This window comes from Pseudomonas fluorescens, assembly GCF_002837185.1.
Taxonomy (GTDB): domain Bacteria; phylum Pseudomonadota; class Gammaproteobacteria; order Pseudomonadales; family Pseudomonadaceae; genus Aquipseudomonas; species Aquipseudomonas fluorescens_AM.
The window spans coordinates 160,878-179,953 of record NZ_KZ477995.1 but is presented as its reverse complement, the minus strand read 5'-3'; the positions used below and the strand labels follow the sequence as shown (position 1 = coordinate 179,953).

The 19,076-nt window shown below is 59.5% G+C and carries 20 protein-coding genes and 2 pseudogenes; 15 read left to right on the top strand and 7 right to left on the bottom strand.

Annotated features, from left to right (window positions below; all coding sequences use genetic code 11):
* From CIB54_RS13235 to CIB54_RS13225, 3 genes and pseudogenes are all read left to right on the top strand, one after another.
* Positions 1 to 215 (top strand): annotated as a pseudogene (locus CIB54_RS13235) (ribonucleotide-diphosphate reductase subunit beta); the annotation flags it as partial.
* A gap of 202 nt (positions 216 to 417) precedes the next feature.
* Positions 418 to 621: pseudogene (locus CIB54_RS13230) on the top strand (HNH endonuclease); the annotation flags it as partial.
* A 72-nt stretch (positions 622 to 693) separates the two neighbouring features.
* Complete coding sequence (locus CIB54_RS13225) at positions 694 to 1,341, top strand: HAD-IB family hydrolase (protein ID WP_065949442.1); 648 nt, start codon at positions 694 to 696, stop codon at positions 1,339 to 1,341.
* A 92-nt stretch (positions 1,342 to 1,433) separates the two neighbouring features.
* Here the strand turns inward: CIB54_RS13225 and CIB54_RS13220 are convergent, their stop codons facing one another.
* On the bottom strand, positions 1,434 to 2,393 hold the full coding sequence (locus tag CIB54_RS13220) for a LysR family transcriptional regulator (RefSeq protein WP_101219989.1): 960 nt from the start codon (positions 2,391 to 2,393) through the stop codon (positions 1,434 to 1,436).
* Between the two features lie 193 nt (positions 2,394 to 2,586).
* Between CIB54_RS13220 and argH the strand changes: the two genes are divergently transcribed.
* The 7 genes from argH (at position 2,587) to CIB54_RS13185 (ending at position 9,458) form a co-directional block, all read left to right on the top strand.
* Positions 2,587 to 4,014 (top strand): argininosuccinate lyase, encoded by a 1,428-nt coding sequence (argH, locus tag CIB54_RS13215; protein ID WP_101219988.1) that lies wholly within the window; start codon positions 2,587 to 2,589, stop codon positions 4,012 to 4,014.
* A gap of 117 nt (positions 4,015 to 4,131) precedes the next feature.
* Positions 4,132 to 5,010: an amino acid ABC transporter permease gene (locus CIB54_RS13210; protein WP_065949439.1), complete on the top strand. Its 879-nt coding sequence runs from the start codon at positions 4,132 to 4,134 to the stop codon at positions 5,008 to 5,010.
* Positions 5,011 to 5,034: 24 nt separating this feature from the next.
* On the top strand, positions 5,035 to 5,799 hold the full coding sequence (locus tag CIB54_RS13205) for an amino acid ABC transporter ATP-binding protein (protein ID WP_065887758.1): 765 nt from the start codon (positions 5,035 to 5,037) through the stop codon (positions 5,797 to 5,799).
* Positions 5,800 to 5,824: 25 nt separating this feature from the next.
* Positions 5,825 to 6,646, top strand: a complete 822-nt coding sequence (locus CIB54_RS13200; protein ID WP_065949438.1) for an ABC transporter substrate-binding protein — start codon at positions 5,825 to 5,827, stop codon at positions 6,644 to 6,646.
* A 152-nt stretch (positions 6,647 to 6,798) separates the two neighbouring features.
* Complete coding sequence (locus tag CIB54_RS13195) at positions 6,799 to 7,968, top strand: MFS transporter (RefSeq protein WP_101219987.1); 1,170 nt, start codon at positions 6,799 to 6,801, stop codon at positions 7,966 to 7,968.
* A gap of 54 nt (positions 7,969 to 8,022) precedes the next feature.
* Complete coding sequence (locus CIB54_RS13190) at positions 8,023 to 8,970, top strand: hypothetical protein (protein ID WP_101219986.1); 948 nt, start codon at positions 8,023 to 8,025, stop codon at positions 8,968 to 8,970.
* Positions 8,971 to 9,077: 107 nt separating this feature from the next.
* Positions 9,078 to 9,458 carry a helix-turn-helix transcriptional regulator gene (locus CIB54_RS13185; protein ID WP_101219985.1) on the top strand — a complete coding sequence of 127 codons (381 nt, stop codon included), beginning with the start codon at positions 9,078 to 9,080 and terminating at the stop codon, positions 9,456 to 9,458.
* On the opposite strand, the gene CIB54_RS13180 is transcribed toward CIB54_RS13185, so the two are convergent.
* The 4 genes from CIB54_RS13180 to CIB54_RS13165 form a co-directional block, all read right to left on the bottom strand.
* A complete protein-coding gene (locus CIB54_RS13180; RefSeq protein ID WP_101219984.1) occupies positions 9,388 to 9,945 on the bottom strand; it encodes an AAA family ATPase in 558 nt (185 codons plus the stop codon). The two genes, CIB54_RS13185 and CIB54_RS13180, sit on opposite strands and share 71 nt — an antisense overlap.
* Before the next feature lie 136 nt (positions 9,946 to 10,081).
* A complete protein-coding gene (locus CIB54_RS13175) occupies positions 10,082 to 11,623 on the bottom strand; it encodes an amidase family protein (protein ID WP_420094156.1) in 1,542 nt (513 codons plus the stop codon).
* A gap of 110 nt (positions 11,624 to 11,733) precedes the next feature.
* Positions 11,734 to 12,471 carry a hypothetical protein gene (locus tag CIB54_RS13170; RefSeq protein ID WP_178084445.1) on the bottom strand — a complete coding sequence of 246 codons (738 nt, stop codon included), beginning with the start codon at positions 12,469 to 12,471 and terminating at the stop codon, positions 11,734 to 11,736.
* Positions 12,472 to 12,580: 109 nt separating this feature from the next.
* Positions 12,581 to 13,639: an MBL fold metallo-hydrolase gene (locus CIB54_RS13165; RefSeq protein WP_101219983.1), complete on the bottom strand. Its 1,059-nt coding sequence runs from the start codon at positions 13,637 to 13,639 to the stop codon at positions 12,581 to 12,583.
* Between the two features lie 121 nt (positions 13,640 to 13,760).
* Between CIB54_RS13165 and CIB54_RS13160 the strand changes: the two genes are divergently transcribed.
* The 3 genes from CIB54_RS13160 (at position 13,761) to CIB54_RS13150 (ending at position 16,575) form a co-directional block, all read left to right on the top strand.
* Entirely contained in the window at positions 13,761 to 14,387 is a 627-nt protein-coding gene (locus CIB54_RS13160; protein ID WP_101219982.1) for a TetR/AcrR family transcriptional regulator, read from the top strand.
* A gap of 277 nt (positions 14,388 to 14,664) precedes the next feature.
* Entirely contained in the window at positions 14,665 to 15,984 is a 1,320-nt protein-coding gene (locus CIB54_RS13155; protein ID WP_065949433.1) for a methyl-accepting chemotaxis protein, read from the top strand.
* Positions 15,985 to 16,056: 72 nt separating this feature from the next.
* A complete protein-coding gene (locus tag CIB54_RS13150) occupies positions 16,057 to 16,575 on the top strand; it encodes a DUF1003 domain-containing protein (protein WP_065949432.1) in 519 nt (172 codons plus the stop codon).
* On the opposite strand, the gene CIB54_RS13145 is transcribed toward CIB54_RS13150, so the two are convergent.
* A complete protein-coding gene (locus tag CIB54_RS13145) occupies positions 16,572 to 17,456 on the bottom strand; it encodes a LysR family transcriptional regulator (protein ID WP_065949431.1) in 885 nt (294 codons plus the stop codon). The two genes, CIB54_RS13150 and CIB54_RS13145, sit on opposite strands and share 4 nt — an antisense overlap.
* 80 nt (positions 17,457 to 17,536) lie before the next feature.
* Between CIB54_RS13145 and CIB54_RS13140 the strand changes: the two genes are divergently transcribed.
* Complete coding sequence (locus CIB54_RS13140; protein ID WP_101219981.1) at positions 17,537 to 18,244, top strand: CTP synthase C-terminal region-related (seleno)protein; 708 nt, start codon at positions 17,537 to 17,539, stop codon at positions 18,242 to 18,244.
* Positions 18,241 to 18,561 (top strand): antibiotic biosynthesis monooxygenase family protein, encoded by a 321-nt coding sequence (locus tag CIB54_RS13135; RefSeq protein ID WP_065949429.1) that lies wholly within the window; start codon positions 18,241 to 18,243, stop codon positions 18,559 to 18,561. The genes CIB54_RS13140 and CIB54_RS13135 overlap by 4 nt, the downstream gene beginning before the upstream one ends.
* A gap of 45 nt (positions 18,562 to 18,606) precedes the next feature.
* On the opposite strand, the gene CIB54_RS13130 is transcribed toward CIB54_RS13135, so the two are convergent.
* A complete protein-coding gene (locus CIB54_RS13130) occupies positions 18,607 to 18,930 on the bottom strand; it encodes a DUF2025 family protein (protein WP_065949428.1) in 324 nt (107 codons plus the stop codon).
* Positions 18,931 to 19,076: the final 146 nt, after the last annotated feature.

Below are 19,076 nucleotides of genomic sequence, written 5' to 3'. Positions count from 1 at the left end.
GCGGTGTTCTCGGCATGAATGCGGCGATGATGGAGGACTATCTGAAGTTCATCGCTAACCGTCGTTTGTCGCAGATTGGGTTAAAGGAAGAGTATCCGGGGACCACCAATCCGTTCCCGTGGATGAGTGAGATCATGGATTTGAAGAAAGAGAAAAACTTCTTCGAAACCCGTGTGATCGAGTATCAAACGGGTGGTGCGTTGAGCTGGGACTGATCCGAGCAATACTAAAAAGCCCTGACTTGCTCAGGGCTTTTTTGTGTTCACTGAATTGAACGGGATCCTTCACTGCATGAGAATCATCCATAGAGCGGTTGATTCAAATTCATGCCACCTAGGCTCACTCACCGGTGCCTGCGCCTTCGCGATATGCCGTAGTGTCTTTTGGTAAATCAGCGGGGTATTACGAAAGACAAGCGGTTCTAACGCGCCTTTCGAGGTCGACGGTTTGCCATTTCTTGAAGTACATCACGTAAAGCACCTCGCCCAGAAGGGTTCGGATCGCATCAGCAATGCTGTAGCCTTGTGCCCCAATTGCCATCAGCGTTGTCACCGGTCGAGTGATCGGGAGGCTTTCACCGAGGGGCTTTACGCCAAGATCGGAAGATTGGCACGGGAGTAGACTCCTGCTGTCACACCTGATGCACATTCAAAAAATACTAGATAGGACCGAGGCCAACCCGTGAACCCAGACATGCTCGAAGCCGGCCCCGCTGACGCCAAAGTACTTTCGGTCTTTGACTTCGACGGCACCCTGACCCACCACGACAGTTTCGTGCCCTTCCTCAAGTTTGCCTTTGGCACTGGCGCGTTTTATGGCCGGATGGTGAAGCTGGCGGTGCCGGGGCTGCGCTTTTTGGTGCGCCAGATCAGCCGGGATGAGTTGAAGGCGCAGTTGATCCGCACCTTTATGACCGGTGTGGAAAAGACCTGGGTGCAGCAGAAGGCCGAGGAGTATTGCCAGCGCAATTGGGCGCGGTTGATGCGCCCGGCGGGGGTGTTGTCGGTGGAGCAGGAGTTGGGCTCGGGGGCGGTGGTGACGCTGTGTTCGGCGTCGCCGGCGTTGGTGTTGCAGCCGTTTGCCGATCGGCTGGGGATCCGCTTGATCGGGACTGAGCTTGAGGTGGTGGACGGGGTGCTGACCGGTAAGCTCACGGGGAACAATTGCCGCTGTGAGAACAAGGTGCTGCGGCTTGAGGCGGTGTATGGGGACCTGGGGGAGTATCGGCTCAGGGCCTGGGGCGATACGCGTGGGGATCGGGAGTTGCTGGCGGCGGCGCAGGATGCGCATTTTCGGCATTTTCATGCGAAGAAGAAAAGGCGGGCTCGGTTGCAGCGGTGATGCGGGTAATTGGGATCGGCTGGAGAACCGCGTCGATCCCATCGCTGCCTCGCTGGGGCTCGACACCTACCACATTTGATCTTTGACGGGGCTTAGAGCGGCGTCTTCAGGTCCACGCCCAGCGCCATGGCGAAGGCTTTGACCATCGGGCTTCTTGGCGCGTTGTGGCGCAGGATCAGGTTGAACGCGGTGCTCAGGTGGACCTGCTCGGGGCACAGTGCACGCAGGCGCCCTTCCCTTACCAGCGGCGCGGCGTAGTGTTCCGGCAGAAAGCCCAGGAAACGGCCGGTGAGGATCAGGATGGCGACGGCTTCCACTTGGGAGGCCGAGGCGGACTGGCTGTCGTGGTTGACGAAGTTGGGCTTGTCGCGGTGGATCGCGTAGCGGTGGTTGACCACTTCGTATTGGCGCAGTACCTCGGGCGGGATGTCGTTCGCGGTGAACAGCGGATGTCCTACGGCGCAGTAGGCGTGGGCCTTTTCTTCGTAGAGCGGGAAGTAGTCGAATTCTTCGCGGCGTTGGTACACCGGGACGATGCCGGCGACCAGGCGTCCTTCCACTACGCCGCGTTCAACTTCATCCAATTGCGAAGCATGCAGGCGCAATCTGATCTTTGGCGATTCGCTGTGCAAAGTGCGCAAGGCGGCAATAAGCGGGGAGTTAACATCGGAGACGGTGTTATCAATAACGCCCACACTAAGGTCGCCAATCAGTTCGTTTTGCGCCGAACTAAGCTTGTCGCGAAAACTGTCCACCGAGGTAAATAACTCAATGGACGCTTGATACACCAACTTGCCTTCTTCGGTCAGCCCGAAGCCTTCCCGGCCCCGTGTGCACAGGCGCATGCCGATGCGAATCTCGAGGTCGGAAATCTGTTTGCTGATGGCCGCCAGGCCCACATTCAGCTCGTTTTGCGCGGCACTGAAACCGCCGGCCTCGACCACGGCCATAAATACCCGCAGCAATTTGAAGTCCAGTCCGCTCAGTTGCAGCGGCGGTCTTGTGCCGGGTTTGGGGGGCAGGTTTCCAGAAGTGGAAAGTGGGGTTTCCATAATGCGCGTTGACCTCGAGTGCCATATTCAACAGGCTTGAACCCAATCCTTGAACATAGCCAGGCGGCGATAATGAACATAAACATCCGCCCTTGGCAACCTTGAATACGGCGCGTCAGACGCCGGTTCTACCCCGTTGAAATCTTATTTTCACTGCCTCCGACTCTTCTAAAAACAAGCGTGAGGAATACCCATGTCCCAGCCCACCGACCGCCTTTGGGGCGCTCGTTTCAAGACCGGTCCGTCTGCAGCCTTGGCCGCGTTGTCGCGCTGCCCCGAGCGTTATTTTCGCCTCACGCCTTACGATCTGGCCGGCTCCCGTGCCCATGCTCGTGAGTTGCAGCGCGCCGGGTTGCTGGATGAGTCGGAGACCCTACGCACGCTGGAAGCCCTGGACCGTATCGGCGATGACTTCGCCGCCGGCCGCCTGCATCCGACCCTGGATGACGAAGACGTTCACACCTTTATCGAACGCGTATTGACCGAGCGCCTCGGCGCCCTGGGCGGCAAGTTGCGCGCCGGGCGTTCGCGCAATGACCAGACGGCCAACGACCTGCGCCTGTTCCTGCGTGACCATGCGCGCACCATCGCCACCGAGGTGCTGGGGTTGCAGCAGGCATTGGTCGAGCAGGCCGAGCAGCATGTTGAGAGCATCTGCCCCGGCTTCACCCATCTGCAGCAGGCGCAGCCGATTGTGTTCGCCCACCACTTGCTGGCCCATGCGCAGTCGATGCTGCGCGACGTGCAGCGCTTGGTGGATTGGGATGCGCGTACGGCGTTGTCGCCCCTCGGCGCGGCGGCGATGGCGGGTTCGGCGATTGCACGCCAGCCGCAGTATTCGGCCAAGGAAATGGGTTACACCGGGCCGTGCGAAAACTCTATCGACGCTGTCGCCAGCCGTGACCATGTGGCGGAGTTTCTGTTTGTGGCGGGCATGCTCGGGGTGAATATTTCGCGACTGTCGGAGGAGTTCTGCCTGTGGTCGTCGCGTCAGTTTCGTTGGGTGGTGCTGGACGATGCCTACGCGACCGGCAGCTCGATCATGCCGCAGAAGAAGAACCCGGACATTGCCGAACTGGCGCGGGGCAAGGCCGGGCGTTTGATCGGCAACCTGACCGGGTTGATGTCGACGCTCAAGTCGTTGCCGCTGTCGTACAACCGTGACTTGAGCGAAGACAAGCACAGCGTGTTGGACAGTGTGGACACCTTGCTGCTGGTGTTGCCGGCGATGGCCGGGATGGTCGCGACCATGAAGGTGCAGGTCGACGAGCTACGGCGGCAGGCACCGATGGGTTTTACCCTGGCCACCGAGGTGGCGGATTGGTTGGCCACCCGGGGGGTGCCGTTCAAGGAAGCGCATGAGATTACCGGCGCGTTGGTGCAGGCCTGTGAGAAACATGAGATTGAGCTGTGGGAAGCCTCGCCGGCGATGTTGGCGCAGGTGGATGCTCGACTCACACCCGAGGTGCGCGACTGCCTGACCCTGGAAGCGGCGATTGCGGCGCGCAGTGGTTGGGGGGGGACCGCGCCGGAGCGGGTGAAGGAGCAGATGGCGCGGTTGAAGGTGGCGTTGGCTGAGCAGCGCAAGTGGGTCGAGGGTTATCAGGGGTTTCGGATTTAACCCTGGGAATTTTCTGCTGTGTGGACGGGCGCTATCGCAGGCAAGCCAGCTCCCACATTTGACCGTGCTTCAATAGATGGACCGAGTGCAACAGTAGTCGTTTTTTGGAGAATCACCATGAACCAGACCCCGGCCGAGCGCTTGGAGATAGAGCGCAAGTTGTCCGAAAACCAGTTCGATATCACCCAGTACGAGCACGTGCCGCGGCGTTATTACGGGCGGATGTTTTTTGCCACGTTGATCGTGATTGCGTTGGCGGCGCTGTTGCGTGCGTTTGCCAAGGGTCAGATCGAATGGTCCTACATCGGGCAGTTCCTGACGTCCGAAGCCATTCTTTGGGGCCTGGCCAATACCATCATCATGTCGATCCTGGCCATGGCGCTGGGCGTGGTGATCGGGGTAATCACGGCGATCATGCGCATGTCGGCCAACCCGATCCTGCGCTACGTCGCGATTACGTACACCTGGTTGTTTCGCGGTACGCCGTTGATTCTGCAACTGCTGTTGTGGTTCAACCTGGCGCTGATCTTCCCGGTGATCGCGATTCCGGGCCTGTTCAGCCTCGACACCGTCGACCTGATGACGCCATTCGTGGCCGCCCTGCTCGGCTTGAGCATCAACCAGGGCGCGTACACCGCCGAAGTAGTGCGCGCCGGGCTGTTGTCGGTGGACACCGGCCAGTACGAAGCCGCCAAGTCGATCGGCATGCCGAGCCTGCAGGCGCTGCGCAGGATCATTCTGCCGCAGGCCATGCGCGTGATTATTCCGCCGGTAGGCAACGAGTTCATCAGCATGGTGAAAATGACCAGCCTGGCCAGTGTGATCCAGTACTCGGAGCTGCTGCACAACGCGCAAAACATCTACTACGCCAACGCGCGGGTCATGGAGCTGCTGATGGTGGCCGGCATCTGGTACCTGGCGGTGGTGACGGTTCTTTCATTTGGTCAAAGCCGCCTCGAGCGTCGTTTTGCCCGCGGCGCCGGCAAGCGTTCGTAAGTCTGGGTTGAGGAGATTTGCCCCATGAGAAGCATCGTCAAGGCCGTCAACCTGAACAAGTATTACGACCAGTATCACGCGCTGCGCGACATCAATATCGAGGTCGAGCAAGGCGAAGTGATGTGCATCATCGGCCCGTCCGGCTCGGGTAAAAGTACCCTGCTGCGTTGCGTCAACCAGTTGGAAAAAATCGACAAGGGCGGCCTGTGGGTCGACGGCGAACTGGTCGGTTACCGGGTGGTCGGCAACAAGCTGCACGAGATGAACGAAGTGCAGATCGCCCGGCAGCGCCTGGCCACCGGCATGGTGTTCCAGCGTTTCAATTTGTTCCCGCACATGACCGTGCTGCAAAACATCATCGAAGGCCCGTGCCAGGTGCTCAAGCGCTCGCCCAAGGAGGCCACCGAGGATGCGCTGGAGTTGCTGGCCCGCGTGGGCCTGGCGGACAAGCGCAATGCCTACCCGGTGGAGTTGTCCGGCGGCCAGCAGCAGCGTGTGGCGATTGCCCGCGCGTTGGCGATGCGCCCCAAGCTGATGTTATTCGACGAACCCACGTCAGCCCTCGACCCGGAGCTGGTAGGCGAAGTGCTGTCGGTGATGCGCGATTTGGCCACCACCGGCATGACCATGATCGTGGTCACCCATGAGTTGGGCTTTGCCCGCGAAGTCTCCAACCGCATGGTGTTTATGGATGCTGGCCAGATTGTGGAAGCCGGCAGCCCCGAAGACATTCTAATAAGCCCACAAAACCCGCGTACCCAAAGCTTCATTTCTGCCGTTCGCACTTAACTAAAAAACTAACGAGAACGCCCCCATGAAAAAGATGTTTATTCCTTCGTTGCTCGCCGGCCTGATGGCTTCCAGCGCGGTGTTCGCGGCCTTGCCCGCAGCCATCAAGGACAAGGGTGAGATCAGCGCGGCCATCGTGCCGAACTACCCGCCGATGGATTTCAAGGACCCGGCCACCAATAAGCTCACCGGCTTTGACTTCGACCTGGGCAACGCCCTGGCCGAACGTCTGGGCGTGAAGATCAAATGGCAGGAAACCGGCTTCGAGCAGATGCTCAGCGGCCTGACCACCAAGCGCGTCGACATCGTGCTGTCGGGCATGAGCGACACCGCCGAGCGTCAGAAATCGGTGACCTTTATCGACTACTTCACCAGCGGCCCGCAGCTGTACACCCTGGCCAAGCGTGAGGAGATCAAGGAATTGACTGACCTGTGCGGTAAAAAAGTCGGCACCAGCCGCCGTACCACCTGGCCGTCGGAAATTGCCGCGTGGAGCAAGGAACACTGCGAAGCGGCGGGTAAGCCGGCGATCGTGGTGATCGGTACCGAAGGCTCGGCCGATGCGCGCGCGCAGTTGCAGCAGAACCGCCTGGATGCGGCGATGCAGGGCAGCGAGACGATTCCTTATCTGATGTCGCTGGACAAGGGCAAGTACAAGCCCGTGGGGCTGGCGATTTCCAAGCAGTTCACCGGGTTGGGGATCGAGAAGAGCAATACCGAGTTGGTCGCCGCGATCAGTGAAGCGTTGCAGGGCATGATTGATGATGGGACGTACGGCAAGATTTTGAAGAAGTGGGATCTGGAGCAAGGTGCGGTCGAGAAGATCAGCATCAATGCCGGCCAGTAGAAACAAGGTCTGAAAAGGTGGGAGGGGGCTTGCCCCCGATTGTGGTGGGTCAGCTCTACATCCGTTTAATGACACGCCCTCATCGGGGGCAAGCCCCCTCCCACATTGGATCTGTGTGTTCATAAGCAATAACAAGGATGCTCTCCCCAGCCGTGGCCACCTACTCCCTGGTAATTCGCCGCCTGTTGATTTGCTCGGTGACCATCGTGGTCAGCCGTTCCATGACCAGCCCACTGCTGGCCCTCTGGCTGAGTACCCGACTGGGCCTCAACCAGCAGGACATCGGCCTGCTGATGGGCGTTGCCGTGTTTATCGCCACGTTGCTCGGTCTGTACGGCGGCTACATCATCGACCGCCTGGAAAAGCGCAAGCTGCTGATCCTGGCCATGCTCTCCAGCTCCATCGGTTTTCTGTTGCTGACGTTTGCCAGCAACCTCTACCTCACCACCCTGACCCTGATGATCACCGAAGCCGCGTCGGCACTGTTCCTGATCGGCTCCAAGGCGATCATCAGCGAAAACCTGGCGGTGGGCGAGCGTGCCAAAGTGTTTTCCCTGCGCTACACCCTGACCAACGTCGGCTATGCCACCGGCCCCATGGTCGGCGTGTTGATCGCCGGCCAACTGCCCTGGGCGCCGTTCCTGATCGCCAGCGCGATTGCTTTTGGCAGCCTGTTCCTGATGGTCGGCATTGCTCCGACCGCACGCACTACCCGTCATAAACCGCAAAGCTTTCTGCGCACCCTCCAGACCTTGCGCAGCGACCGCACGCTGATCCTCTTCACCAGCGGCAGTTTGTTGAGCACCATTGTCCACGGGCGCTACACCTTGTATCTGTCGCAGTTTCTACTGGTTGCCTACACGCCCGCAGCCGCGTTGAAGATTCTGTCCGCAGTGCTGGCCTGCAACGCCATCACGGTGATTTTGCTGCAGTACCAGATTGGCCGTTTTCTCAAGCGCGAGCAGTTACGCCACTGGATTGCGCTGGGCACCCTGCTGTTTATTCTCGGGTTGATGGGGTTCAGCCTGGCAGACAGTCTGGTCAGTTGGTGCCTGGCGATGTTCGTATTCACCTTGGGCGAGATGATTATCTACCCCGCAGAATTCCTGTTTATCGACACCATCGCTCCCGATCCACTGCGGGGCAGTTACTACGGCGCGCAGAACCTGGCGGCGTTTGGCGGAGCGATGAGCCCGCTGATTTGTGGGTATCTGCTGATCAATGCGGCGCCGGCCAGCATGTTTTATGCCCTGGCGGCCTTGACCGCAGCCGGGGGAACACTGTGCTTTGTAAGTGGGCGACGGGTTGCAAGTTCTTGCTGATATTTGCGCAGGTTCTCGCTATTAATAGCCAAACCTCTCACGGACCCGAGCCCCATGAAATTCGACACGGCCTACAGCCTGAGTCTCGATGACAAGCTGTCGATCTATGACGTACGAGACCTGAATTTCGACGAAACCGCCGATTTCGATTCCGACACGGACAACTTTCTCTGCCCCAACGATGTATGCCGCGCGACGTTCGATACCGGCAATACACTGAGTACGTTCAACGCAAAGAACGTCAACTACCGACGCACACCGCATTTCAAGAACAAGACCGCTACCCGGCATATCGAGGGTTGCCGCTACGCCAGCGCGCACAGGAACGCGGCCGGAGAAAGCGATGACGATCGCGAGGAACATTTCCCGTCGGAGTTTGTGCTCACACGGCGTCAGTACGAACGTAAGAATCCGCTGACAGGTACCGAGAACGTCGTCCTGCAAGAACCAACAAAGGCCCCTTCAAATCGCGTCGTCACATCCCATGGCAAGAACGACACCCCCCCAGACAAAACCAGCGTATTCGCCCACCCGGTGGAGTGTTACGTGTCGAATATCGATGACAAGGACAGGCTCAAATCAATGCCGTTGAAAATCGGCGAGCACACAGCGACGTACTGGACGTTCTTCAAAAAAATCGAATACCTGCAGGACAACACGGGCCTGATCTACTGGGGCAGGATCAAGGCGATCAAGGACTACACCAGCAGCTTTCGCATCGACTTCGAAAAGAAGGTATGGCTCGACAAAAAACCCTACGCCGTCAACGTCTACCTGAGCAAAAAGCTCATCGAGAACTACCGCAAGCGCACGGCATTCCTGGAGCAGATCAAGGCCGCAGCAGCCAGCGAACGAGCGTTGTATTGCTTTTTCTATGGCGTCACGCCGCAGCTCAAGCAAGTGCCGAGCAAGAAGACCCCCGAGCAGACGTTCGGGGTATTCAGCGCCAATATTGAAAACCTGGATCATCTGATCATTCGCCAAGTGCCGGGAGTGGAATAGGCGCAAGTGGAAACGCCAGCCTTTGCCCTGAGTTGATGAGCGGTAGGAACAACTGTATAAAAACACAGTATAGTTGTGCCTCCCCTGTCGAACCTGGAGAAATCCCAATGTCCTCTCTGGCAATGAGCTCTTTCGTAGAACAGCAGATCGTCCTTCATCAATTCACCGCCAAACACAGCGCCCAGGCCCGCCTCATGTTGGGTTGGAGCCGCGAAGAACTGGCCCGTCAGGCTGGCGTGACGGTGCAAGCCGTTCAACAACTGGAGAGCCACGGCGACGTCGAGGATGAAACCCGACTGGTCCTGGCATTTTGTCTGGAGGCCCAAGGGTTGGTGTTTTTCCCTGGGTTTGCACCGGGATGGGGAATGAGCAAACGCCGGTTCGACACCGTAGCGGCCGACCCCGCGGCACCCGGCATCATCTCTCGGTTGCTGGGTTCACCCGCTGCATCAATTGACTCGTCAACGCCTCAACCGAATGGTGCGTAGAGTCCAGCCGGATTACCGGGCAACTCAATGGCTTCAACCAGCTTTCATGCCGACGCAAACTGCGCAGGCTGCGGTTGCCGTCGTCGTAACGCGCGGCACAGGCAAGAAATGTGGCGCTGTTTACATGGCGGCTGCCGCCTTCGAGTATCTGGTCGCCGTAGCGCTGTTGTTCTCGCACGCGCAGGCGGTGCAGGCGGACGTCGGGGTCCAGGCGCAGAAAGACCACATGGGTGAACAGCGGGATCAGGGTATCCCCCCATCCGCAGAGTGAGCCGGACAACACCCAACCTTCATGGCTTGCGGTGTGTTCCTGCAACAGGCGGATGCGCTCATCTTTGGGTCGGGCAGCAGAGAACGGTTCCGGGGTTTGCTGCCAGTAATAGAAGTCCGAGTCGAAAAAGGCCACATTCAGGCAGTCGGCCAACGCCTTGCCCAGGGTGGACGTACCGACGCCTGCAGCGCCAAGGATGTGAATTCTACAGGCCATGGTTTTCTCTCCATGACATTGAGTTCAAGCCACGCCGACATCGGGCCAGCAGTGGCGCAGCTCTACGCATTATTTGTCGGTTGGCCGCACAGGGACAACCTCTACCCTGCGCCGTTGAGCAGAGGTTGGATCATCTTCAGACGTTGCCTGCAGGTGCCTCGGCCGCGTTATCTGCCGTTACGGGTGCTGGCGTAAACGGAGTGCCCGGGAGGAATGCCGGCTCTTTGATCGCCTGTGTGGCCTGCTCATAAACATAGGCAGCGGACAGTAAGGTGGCCTCGCTGTTAGCCGCCCCGTAAAGGTAAAGTGCAGTTGGCATACCTTCATCATCCATGCCCGAGGGAACGGACATTGCGGGGTAACCTGCCGCAGCACTGAAAAAATAATTGTTTGAGAGGAAATTCGACACCATGGCGTCGAGCTTGTGCTCTTTCATCGGATCATCGATGGTCTTTTGAAAAACAGGGAGGACGGCGTCCCACAGCTTATCGCGCTGGTCCTCGGTCGTTTCCAGGCCGTTGATAAGCTCAAGCAACTTGTGATCAGGCTCACCAGGTTGCTGGTTACGCTTATTGAATGCGATCAGCTCGGTGAGCGATTTGACAGGCAAGCCTTCGCGTCCGGCAAGATACTCTTCCAAGTGATGCTTGACGTCTGAAAACAACGCTTCGTTGTAATCGGTGTAGGTTTGCTCCTCGACGCCATCCTCGAGGGTGCCAACGGGCACCAGGATCGCACCTTGAGCCCGCAACACCTCAAGCGCCTGTGCGTAATGCTTGCTGTCGGCCCGCTTCGCGGGGTCCCTGGCCTCCTCTGCAGACAATTCAGGCACAGGCGTGTAGCCAATGCGCTTGCCTTTCAACGCGTCGGGCCGCAAGCCTTCGGTATAGACACGGGTTTCGGCCATGGCGTTGAGCGCTTCTGCCGCATCACAGACATTACGGGTGAATGTGCCAATCGTATCCATGCGTGAACTGGTCATGACCCCCTCGTTGCTCAGCAAGCCTACGGAGGTTTTCAAGCCAAAAACGCCGTTATAAGCCGCTGGAGTAATGACCGACCCGCTGGTTTCCAGCCCCAACGCCAGCGGCACATGCCCCTGGGCAACTGCCACTGCTGAGCCTGAACTCGACCCTGCCACCGCCCCTCCGAGGCGATGTGGGTTCAGCGTTTGGCCGCCTCGCGAACTCCAGCCATCCACGGGCAGTTTGGAGCGGAAGTTAGACAGTTCGCTCATGTTGGTTTTACCAACCACCACTACCCCTGCCCCCAGCAAGTTGTCCACAACCCTGGCATTTTTAGTCGCGCTCTCTCCCACCAACGCCTTGGAACCAGCGCTTGTCTGCATACGGTCCCCGGTTTCGAACACATCCTTGAGTGCAATGGGAACGCCATGCAAATACCCGCGCAAATGGCCCTTTTTACGTTCCAGATCGCGAGCCCTGGCGTCCTTGAGGGCATCCGGGTTGGTTTCTACAAACGCGTTACCGCCCTGCAGTCCACGATCAACATTAGCGATTTGTCTGAGGGAGTCCTTCACCAGCGACTCTGAGGTGACCGCACCACGGCTGGACATCTCCCCTGCCATTTGACAGGCGCCCTTGAAGCCCTGCGGCGGATTTGAAAGTTCTTGCACCAGGCCTGACGCCCACCCACCTGCCGAAACGGGTCCGATCATAAAATACCCCTTTAAGTGACTGAATGAGGGCTATCGTCCGATAACCCGACAGCAGTCTAAGAGGTTGTTCCGGCAGCTCTATGCAGAGCTAATCCCACTGCCCGGTATGATCATTCCATAACTGCTGTAGGTACGCTGGATGCTATCAGTTGAGCATAAATTCGCAGCAGAACCTTCACCCGCTCACCCGCCCAGCGGGCCCCATAAAACCAGAGCCTGGCCCCCTCTTCCAGTGCCTGGCAGCCACTGGGGTAGCCGCTTCTGCAAGCGGCATGAAACGCCTGGCTTTGCTCGTCTGACATCAAGGCATCCAAACGATGACGGGTCACAAGCCCATCGATGGCAGTGCCGGATTCAAGCGGGTCGCTCGTACACTGCGCGTCCACTGCTACTAACTGCACGCCCGCCTGGCGCAGGATGACGAGCGCGCGCTGCAGGGTCGCACTGTGATCGGCGGGTTCGATTTGACCATCGCGTACATATCGGCTGGCATAACCGATACGCCATCCCTCCAGCACCAGGGATGCATCCGAAGCGCTGCTGTTTTGCACCAGGGGGACTTCAACCATCACGGGCTCAGTGGGGTCGACACCACTGATTGCGATCAGTGATAAAGCCGGGTCTCGCGTGGGCCTGATCATTGGCGCCAAAGCATTGTAGCCGGGTATGAGCACCGCTCCCTCAGCGCGCGTAGCACCGAAGACGATAGCACCGGAGTTGGCGTTGTCGGTTCGCGCCTGGATGGGGCTGGAAGAACCAGGATCAGCGCTCTCATGCGCAACGGCGTGCGTGCACGCCGGTAAGCAGGGTATGCCCAATCGCCACACTTTCTTGCAGTTATCGTTCATGACAACGTCTCCCCCTACATTAAATTTCCGAGGGATCATCGCACTCCCGTCCGACGTTTGTCGCAGCGTTGAAACACCCTGAAAACACCTTTTTCCCCACGCTCGTTAATCAGCCTGCAGCGTGTTCTTTTGCATCTTGAGTCTCTACTTCCAGCCACCACGCATGCCCTCGCTCGGGCTGGTTGAGCCTGAACGCCTGCCCCATGGCCGGTGTAGTGATCGACACATTGCGCTCCCAGGCCAGTGCCATGATGCGGTCGAACGGCTCGTGCCAGGCGTGGAACGCCAGGTCGAACGTGCCGTTGTGAATCGGTAGCAGCCAACGGCCCCTGAGGTCGATATGCGCCTGCAATGTTTGCTCCGGCTGCATATGCACGTGAGGCCAGTCGACGTTGTAGGCCCCGGTTTCCATGAGGGTCAGGTCAAACGGTCCGTATTGCTCGCCGATCCGCTTGAAGCCGTCGAAATACCCCGTATCGCCGCTGAAAAATATCCGCCGCGCGTCATCGATCATCACCCAGGAACACCATAGAGTCTGATTGCCGTCAAACAGGCCACGCCCGGAAAAATGCTGCGCCGGCGTGGCAACAAAACGGATGCCATCGACCTCGATGCCCTGCCACCAGTCCAGTTGCCGCACTTTGCCGGCATCCACACCCCATTTGACCAGCGTGTCTCCCACCCCCAAAGGCGCCAGAAAGTAGCGCGTCTTGTCGGCTAATTGGACGACCGCCGCGCGGTCGAGGTGGTCGTAGTGATTGTGGGACAGGATCACCGCCTCCAAGGGCGGCAATGCTTCAAGGGTGATAGGCGGTGGGTGGAAACGCTTGGGGCCGGCCCAACTGAACGGCGAGGCGCGCTCGGCGAACACCGGATCGGTGATCCAGAACTTGTCGCGCATTTTCAGCAGCACGGTTGAATGGCCCAGGCGGAACACACTGTGATTGGGGGCTGCCTCCAGGTGTTCACGGGTCAGGCTCTGTACCGGGATGTTGCCCACAGGCCTTGTAGTAAGCGGTTTGTTAAACAACATGTTCCAAAAGATGCGCAAGGTCTTGCCAAAGCCACCGTGCGGCACCGGCGCATCGTTATGGAAGTGGCCCTGCTCCCGCTCGGCAGGCTTGAGCGCAGTGGGTGCGGGATCGAGACGGGTTGAAAGGGTGCCCATTACACAGTGACTCCTACGTCTGCTCATGAATTACACTGCACAGTGTAGTTTCTACATTGCAACAAAATCCTGAACAAGTAAACTGCCGAGTGTAATTTCATTTTTGAGCCGAACGTCCTCCATGAATGCCTCCCCACGCCTCACCGACCGTAAACGCGAAGCTATCGTGACGGCGGCCATCGCCGAATTTCGCAAGAATGGCTTCGAGGTCACCAGCATGGACAGGATCGCCGCCACTGCCGGCGTTTCCAAGCGTACGGTCTACAACCACTTCCCCAGTAAAGAAGAGCTATTCGCCGAAATTCTCCATCAGTTGTGGGCCAGCAGTGCCGCGCAGCTGGATGTGGCATACAGCAGCGATCAACCGTTGCGCGATCAACTGCGCAAGTTGCTGGAAGCGAAAATGAAGATGATGTCGGACGCCAACTTCCTCGACCTGGCGCGCGTGGCCATTGCGGCCACCATTCATTCGCCGGAACGCGCCCAGGACATGGTCAGCCGCCTGAGCGCGCGTGAAGAAGGCTTTACCCTGTGGGTACGCGCCGCCCAGGAAGACGGCCGACTGAGTGGCGACGATCCGGCGTTCGCCGCTCACCAGATACAAAGCCTGCTCAAGGCCTTTGCTTTCTGGCCGCAGATTACCCTTGGCCAACCCACCCTCGACGCAGCGTCCCAGGCCCATGTGATCGAATCGGCGATCGATCTGTTCCTCGCAGGTTATGAGGTCAATACCCACCGTCACCGGTAAGACGTCGGCCTGAGTCGTCTTACAACTCTTCGTCTGAATCTTCCTCCGAAAGCCTGCCGAGATAGCATACTGCCACCACTGGTCACCTAGTCAGAAAAAAGCTTCCCAGGAGGCGAACTTCCTGGCTGGCCAATCACTCTGAACCCGTTGTTCCACCCCCCTCTGTCAGCACAAGGAAGCTGGCAATGAGCAAGTCAACCGTGAGGCCCAGATGCCCTACGGGGTCAGGCGCATCTACATGGAATCCTCATACGCATGCCTGCTCGAGCTCCCGAACATGCTATTCAACGCTTACAAAAAAACCATCACTGCCTTGCAACACACCACTGCGCAACAAGCCAGCCTGCTGGACGCGATCGAGCGTTCCATGGCGGTTATCGAATTCGACCTGCAGGGCACGGTGCTGCGCGCCAATGACAATTTCTTCAAGACCATGGGCTACCGCGCCGAACAGATCCTGGGCCAACCCCACCGCATGTTCTGCACACCGACGTTCGCCCGCAGCGCCGAGTACAACCAGCTGTGGACGCAGTTGCGTAACGGCCAATTCCAGTCAGGCACCTTTGAACGGGTAGGCGCCGATGGCCAATCGGTATGGCTGGAAGCCAGTTACAACCCGGTCAAGGATGAAGCCGGCCGCGTGATCAAAGTGGTGAAGTACGCGATGGACGTCACCCCACGCCTGCAGGCCGAAAGTGAAGCCAACGCCAAGCTGCAAGCCATCGACCGCGCCATGGCGATGATCGAGTTCAACCTCGATGGCACCATCATCACCGCCAATGCGAACTTCCTGCAGCGCACGGGCTACAGCCTGGCGCAGATCCAGGGCAAGCATCACCGTCTGTTCTGCACCCCGGCGCTTGCCGGCAGCGCTGCCTACAGCGAATTCTGGAAGCGTCTGAACCAGGGTGAACTGTTCAACGGCCAGTTCGAGCGCGTGGACAAGCACGGCAACGCGCTGTGGCTCGAAGCCAACTACAACCCGGTGTACGACGCCAGCGGGCGTCTGTGCAAAGTGGTGAAGTTTGCCTCGGATGTCACCGCCCGTGTGCAACAGCATGCCGCTGACGCGCAAAGCGCTGCGCAGGCGTATCACCTGTCGCTCAATACCCAGGACATGGCCGAAAAGGGCGCCGACGTGATTCAGAAAACCGCCACCGGCATGCGCGAAATCGCCGTCGATATTGACGCCTCCTCGCAACTGATCGCCAAGTTGGGTGAGCGGTCGCAGCAGATCACCACCATCGTCAACACCATTCGCGGTATCGCCGACCAGACCAACCTGCTGGCCCTCAACGCCGCCATCGAAGCGGCCCGCGCGGGGGAGCAAGGCCGTGGCTTTGCCGTGGTCGCCGATGAAGTCCGCCAATTGGCGGCGCGTACCAGCGGCTCCACGGCGGAAATTTCCGGCATGATCGCCATGATCCAGGACGAAACCCGCCAGGCCATCGACAGCATGGACGCCACCCGCGACCGCGCGGCTCAGGGCGTGGAGCTGGCCAACCAGGCCGGTACGGTGATCCTGCAGATTCGTGAAGGCACCAGCGAGGCGGTGCAGGCGGTGAGCGCGTTCGCCAATGAGCGGGGCAATCGCTGACGGCTTCTTCATGTGCCTGGCCGGGGCTCGGTCTATAGTGCGTAAGCCTTACGCCATCGACTCGAGCCTGCCATGACTTCAGATAAACCTGACCCAATCCCTGTCGACCACCTGCGTTTCCATCGCCACCACGCTCACCTGGCGCCGACCTTTGGCAACGACACCTTTGCCCTCAAGGCCGAAGCCTTCGCGCGCTTCTTTGGCACCCCAACGTTCCTTGGCGCGCAAACCGCCATTGTGGTGCTGTGGGTGGTGCTGAACATGACCGGCATCACCCACTTCGACGTCTACCCCTTCATCTTGCTCAACCTGGCCTTCAGTCTGCAATCGGCCTATGCCGCGCCGCTGATCCTGCTGGCCCAGACGCGCCAGGCGGCACGCGACAAAGCCCAGTCCGACGCCGACGCACAACACCGCGAAGCCCTGGCCACCGCCAATACCGCACGCCAGGCCCAGGCGGAACAGACCACCCAACAGCTGCTGGAACTGTTGGAGCAGAACACGCGGCTGACGGAAATGACCAAACAGCTGACCGAGCGTATCGAAACCCTGACCTGTGAAATGCATCAGCACTTTGTGCGCAAAACCTAATGGCGCAGCCAGCGCACGTGTCGCCCCAGCTCATCAAACAGCGTCACCACCGAACGCAACGCCCGGCAATCAGGGCGCGTCAACAGCCACAGCGCCGTCTCATGCCCTGCCAACGCGGGTCCCAGGGGTTGCAGGCCATCGTTTATCAGGAAATCCGGCAACGCGGCCACCCCAAGCCCGGCGCGTACCAATTCCGTCACCGACTGCATGCTGTTGCAGCGATAACCGGGACGCACGCCCGGCAGATGCTCACGGCGCCAGGCCACGGTGGGGTGGTCGGGCAAAAAGTCGTCCGGCGCGATCCAGGCCAGGTCGGCCAGTTCCTGGCCTGCATGCCGACGGGCATAGTCGGCACTGGCGCACACCTGATAGGTCACCGTGCCCAGGCAACGTCCGACAAGATGCTCCGGTGGCTTGCGGGTCAGACGCAGCGCGATATCCGCATCGCGACGGCTGAGGTTGGCGAAATCGTTGGAGGTGCTCAGTTCCAGGATCAACGCCGGATAGTCCGCCATGAACCTGGCCAGGGCGGGTAGCAGCAGACCTTGCAGCACCGAGTCGGTACAGGTCAGGCGCACCGTGCCGCTGATCACTTCACCGCCCTGCTCCACACCGATACGCGCAGCCTCCAGGGCAAGCTCCGCGCGCTCGGCCTGCTGCGCCAAGTGGTTGGCTAAACTGGTAGGCAGATAGCCAGCGCGGCTTTTTTCAAACAACGTCTGGCCCAGGGCTGCTTCCAGGCGCCGCACCGCCCGGAACACTGTGGACACATCCACCCGCAGCAACCCCGCCGCCCGCGCCAGCGTGCCGCCACGGACCAGAGCGAGGACCAGCGACAGGTCGGTGTAGTCGACCTGATAGTGCGCGGCTGCATTGACCATGTGGGAAAACGCCAATATCGATTGCGTGAGCGCCAATCTATAGTGCCCTTCAGGTCACCACAAGCCATGGGATGCACACGATGAACGACACCCCGCTGCACCTCGCTCTGATCGGCGATTACAACCCCGACGTGATTGCGCACCAAGCCATCCCGGTAGCGCTGCAACAAGCGGCCCAAGCCCTGAAGCTGAGCGTGAACCTGCACTGGCTCGGCACCGATACCCTCACCTCAACGGCCTCGCTGCACGGGTTCGACGGCTTTTGGTGCGTGCCTGCCAGCCCTTACCGCGATACCGAAGGCGCGCTGCGAGCCATCCGCTTTGCCCGCGAACAGCGGCGGCCGTTCCTCGGCACCTGCGGCGGTTTTCAGCACGCTGTGCTCGAATATGCCCGCAACGTGCTGGGATGGGCGGATGCCGAACACGGCGAGTTGGTACCGGGCGCCAGGCGCGCAGTCATTACGCCATTGAGCTGTGCGCTGGTGGAAGCAAGCGACACCGTGCGCCTGCTACCCAACACGCGTATCGCCCAAGCCTACGGCAGCCTGGATATCCACGAAGGTTATCGTTGCAGCTTCGGTATCAATCCAGAGTTCGCTCATGCACTGCTCGAGGGGGAGATGATTCCCGGCGGGCATGATGCTGCCGGCGAACTTCGTGCGATGGAACTGCAGAACCATCCTTTTTTCGTCGCCACGCTGTTCCAACCCGAACGTGCCGCCCTCAAAGGCACCACGCCACCGCTGGCAATTGCCCTGCTCAAGGCGTGCCGGGAGGCCTCGGCATGATCGCCAAGACACCGACACCCCCCTACTACGCGGTGATCTTCAGCTCACTGCGCACCGAGGGCGACCAGGGCTACGCTCAGGCCGCCACGCGCATGGTGGAGCTGGCGCGTGCACAGCCGGGATTTCTCGGCGTGGAGTCGGCGCGGGAAGAGGGATTGGGGATCACCGTGTCTTACTGGAGCAGCGAAGCGGCGATCCTGGCCTGGAAACAGCAGGCCGAACATCGACAGGTGCGAGAGCAAGGGCGTTCCCTCTGGTACACAGCGTTTCAAACCCGCGTATGCAAAGTAGAGCGGGACTACAGATTCCCGACGTGAACCTTCGGCCCGCCCCCACAGGTTGACCTTCACACAGGTGCAGGCCTAGCTGACCAGGCTACGCAACGCACTGATCTGCGGGATCTCGGCCCGGCGCATGTACACCCGCAACGGTTCGCTGATGTTGAGCCGATCGTCGATATTCTGCTCCAGCAGTAATTGAATGCGTGCGCGCGACAGGATCATGGTGTGGTCGGCAGCCGGTACCCAGACGAACTCGGCGGTGGGAATGATGCCGTCATCGGCCACGTCCATGCCGAAGGCATCTTCGCTGAAACGCACGATGTACTGACCCGTCTTGCGATTCAGGCCGACAAAACCGTGGAGTTGGTCGGCGGCCTGGCAGATAAGCTCGGAAGTGATGCGCATGGTAAACCTCACTGAAAAGTCCCACAGGGACTGGAAAGATGGTTTACACGCGTGGCAAAAAATACCGCCCTCTGACGGGGCAGCTGTGGCTAAGAGTACTGCAATACATCGCAGAAAAACCCACAAAATTGGCGCGTGCGCACGTT

Excerpts from the sequence above, each read along its gene's own strand:
- CIB54_RS13180 (WP_101219984.1), bottom strand. The coding sequence starts at position 9,945 with ATGGCCTGTAGAATTCACATCCTTGGCGCTGCAGGCGTCGGTACGTCC.
- CIB54_RS13225 (WP_065949442.1), top strand. The coding sequence starts at position 694 with ATGCTCGAAGCCGGCCCCGCTGACGCCAAAGTACTTTCGGTCTTTGAC.
- CIB54_RS13200 (WP_065949438.1), top strand. The coding sequence starts at position 5,825 with ATGAAAAAGATGTTTATTCCTTCGTTGCTCGCCGGCCTGATGGCTTCC.
- CIB54_RS13160 (WP_101219982.1), top strand. The coding sequence starts at position 13,761 with ATGAATGCCTCCCCACGCCTCACCGACCGTAAACGCGAAGCTATCGTG.
- CIB54_RS13140 (WP_101219981.1), top strand. The coding sequence starts at position 17,537 with ATGAACGACACCCCGCTGCACCTCGCTCTGATCGGCGATTACAACCCC.
- CIB54_RS13170 (WP_178084445.1), bottom strand. The coding sequence starts at position 12,471 with ATGAACGATAACTGCAAGAAAGTGTGGCGATTGGGCATACCCTGCTTA.
- CIB54_RS13130 (WP_065949428.1), bottom strand. The coding sequence starts at position 18,930 with ATGCGCATCACTTCCGAGCTTATCTGCCAGGCCGCCGACCAACTCCAC.
- CIB54_RS13155 (WP_065949433.1), top strand. The coding sequence starts at position 14,665 with ATGCTATTCAACGCTTACAAAAAAACCATCACTGCCTTGCAACACACC.
- argH (WP_101219988.1), top strand. The coding sequence starts at position 2,587 with ATGTCCCAGCCCACCGACCGCCTTTGGGGCGCTCGTTTCAAGACCGGT.
- CIB54_RS13150 (WP_065949432.1), top strand. The coding sequence starts at position 16,057 with ATGACTTCAGATAAACCTGACCCAATCCCTGTCGACCACCTGCGTTTC.
- CIB54_RS13165 (WP_101219983.1), bottom strand. The coding sequence starts at position 13,639 with ATGGGCACCCTTTCAACCCGTCTCGATCCCGCACCCACTGCGCTCAAG.
- CIB54_RS13205 (WP_065887758.1), top strand. The coding sequence starts at position 5,035 with ATGAGAAGCATCGTCAAGGCCGTCAACCTGAACAAGTATTACGACCAG.
- CIB54_RS13190 (WP_101219986.1), top strand. The coding sequence starts at position 8,023 with ATGAAATTCGACACGGCCTACAGCCTGAGTCTCGATGACAAGCTGTCG.
- CIB54_RS13135 (WP_065949429.1), top strand. The coding sequence starts at position 18,241 with ATGATCGCCAAGACACCGACACCCCCCTACTACGCGGTGATCTTCAGC.
- CIB54_RS13220 (WP_101219989.1), bottom strand. The coding sequence starts at position 2,393 with ATGGAAACCCCACTTTCCACTTCTGGAAACCTGCCCCCCAAACCCGGC.
- CIB54_RS13185 (WP_101219985.1), top strand. The coding sequence starts at position 9,078 with ATGTCCTCTCTGGCAATGAGCTCTTTCGTAGAACAGCAGATCGTCCTT.
- CIB54_RS13210 (WP_065949439.1), top strand. The coding sequence starts at position 4,132 with ATGAACCAGACCCCGGCCGAGCGCTTGGAGATAGAGCGCAAGTTGTCC.
- CIB54_RS13145 (WP_065949431.1), bottom strand. The coding sequence starts at position 17,456 with ATGGTCAATGCAGCCGCGCACTATCAGGTCGACTACACCGACCTGTCG.
- CIB54_RS13175 (WP_420094156.1), bottom strand. The coding sequence starts at position 11,623 with ATGATCGGACCCGTTTCGGCAGGTGGGTGGGCGTCAGGCCTGGTGCAA.